The following is a 1,860-nucleotide window of genomic DNA, read 5'->3' as shown; positions in this document are numbered from 1 at the left end:
CCACTAAGATGGCCACAGCTTCTGCCCAATAACCTAGGAAAAGCGCTAATAAAAAAGCAACCAGCAGGATGTAGATAATTGGATCCACAAATTGGTCTGCCAGGATAAATCGCTTTTTCTTAGGGCCTTTCTCCGGGATTTGATTTTTGCCATAGAGGGTAATTCTGGTTTGTACCTCCTTGTCATCAAGCCCAATATTGCCGTCACTCTTCAAGAGTTCGATACTACGGGGAACACCTATAGAAAATATTTTACTGATCATCTGGAGCCCTATACATTAATATGGAATTGACCTTGGTTGGAGAAGTTAAGCCTCCCCGGATTTATTTACATCACAAGGTATCATAAAGACAAAGGTTCACCAATGATATCAGTAATTGTTCATACTTCTTACGACCCTTAATTTTGAAAAACCAAGATAGTATCGATGAGTGACATTGCCATTTTAGTTTTAGGTGTTTTAGGACTGTGGCTGGGCACGGAATTCACGGTAAAATATGCCATAAAAATTGCCCGACGCTTCAGGATCTCCGAGTTATTCATCGGACTTACCATACTTGCCTTCGGGACAGACCTTCCTGAACTGGTTGTGGCGATAGAGGGAGCTTTTTTTAATTTGGCAGGTACTGATGTATCCGGGGTGGTGACCGGCAATGCCATTGGTAGTTCCATATGCCAGATCAGTATCATTGTTGGAGTTATTTCATTATTTTATTTTGTGCATATTGGTAAGATCCAGGCTCGACAAATAGGAGCTGAGCTTATTGGTTCGGTAATTTTGTTGGCGCTTGTTTCCTTTGACGGCATAATTACCTGGAATGATGGTGCTTTGCTGCTTATGGCCTTCTTATTGTATATCTACACGCTTTTGCAACGGGAACGTAAGGTGCGTAAAAAAACTACTCCAGAGGTAGAAAAATCCACCTTTGGGATCTGGTTTCAAATTGCCTTGCTGGCAGGAAGTTTAGGTGTTGTAATCCTTAGTTCCCATATAGCCATTGAACAGGCAATTGTAATCGCTGTAAATTGGGGTGTGGGTCAATCCTTCATTGGCGCAGTCATTATTGGATTAGGCACCAGTTTGCCTGAACTCGCTATCTCCTTAAATGCCTTGTCAAAAGGTCAGACGAGTTTATCTGTAGGGAACATTGTTGGGAGCAATATCTTTGACCTTTTGGTTCCTCTGGGCCTTGGTTCTCTGATTTCAGCCATAAAGGTGGATCAATATATTCTACGATTCGACCTCCCAATATTGTTTATCTATAGCATCATTTTCGTTTGGTTTTTAATACGAAAAAAAGGGATACAGAAACACGAAGGCCTGGCTTTAGTAATTCTTTATCTCGCTTATGCAGTGGGCAAAAACTTTATGAATTGATTGACATAGACGGATGGGATATATTCTCTCCATCATTATCAATGCTGCCCTATTCGAAGCGCTGGTTTCCAATCAAGGGAAATCCCTTTATGAAAAGTGAGATGCTATCTGGGAGGAGCGCCCATTATTTTGACGGATATTATTTGATCCTGTGCCAGGGTGAAGTGTGCGAAAAATACAAGAATTAGTACTAAAATTTCACCATGCTTAGTCACCATTCTAGATATTATTTGAGTTATACCCCTAAATTAAATAGGGCAACATAAAATGGCAATGACTTAGATCAATTCAGACAGTTTAGGTGAGTTGTTTCTTTCATTAAAAAATGTGTTCAAGTACGAAGAGGAATTAGTTATGAGTGCCAAAAAGTTGTTGTTTTTAAGGCCTTAAAGAAAGCTAAAACAGAAGTGACATCCTTTTTAGATGAACCAATTTTTATAAGATTGGGTACAAAAAAGAATAAGATAGAGTTGTCCTGAGTA

2 protein-coding genes are annotated in these 1,860 nt (G+C 39.7%); one reads left to right on the top strand and one right to left on the bottom strand.

Annotation, left to right across the window (positions count from 1 at the left end):
- A partial coding sequence (locus WBN20_RS05135; protein ID WP_424280947.1) for a cation-transporting P-type ATPase occupies positions 1-262 on the bottom strand: 262 nt, incomplete at its 3' end.
- A 165-nt stretch (positions 263-427) separates the two neighbouring features.
- Between WBN20_RS05135 and WBN20_RS05130 the strand changes: the two genes are divergently transcribed.
- Positions 428-1,378 (top strand): calcium/sodium antiporter, encoded by a 951-nt coding sequence (locus WBN20_RS05130; RefSeq protein WP_424280946.1) that lies wholly within the window; start codon positions 428-430, stop codon positions 1,376-1,378.
- Positions 1,379-1,860: the final 482 nt, after the last annotated feature.

Source organism: Eudoraea sp. (genome assembly GCF_049665975.1).
Taxonomy (GTDB): domain Bacteria; phylum Bacteroidota; class Bacteroidia; order Flavobacteriales; family Flavobacteriaceae; genus Eudoraea.
The sequence above is the reverse complement of the archived record's forward strand: the minus strand, read 5'-3'. Positions and strand labels throughout refer to the sequence as shown.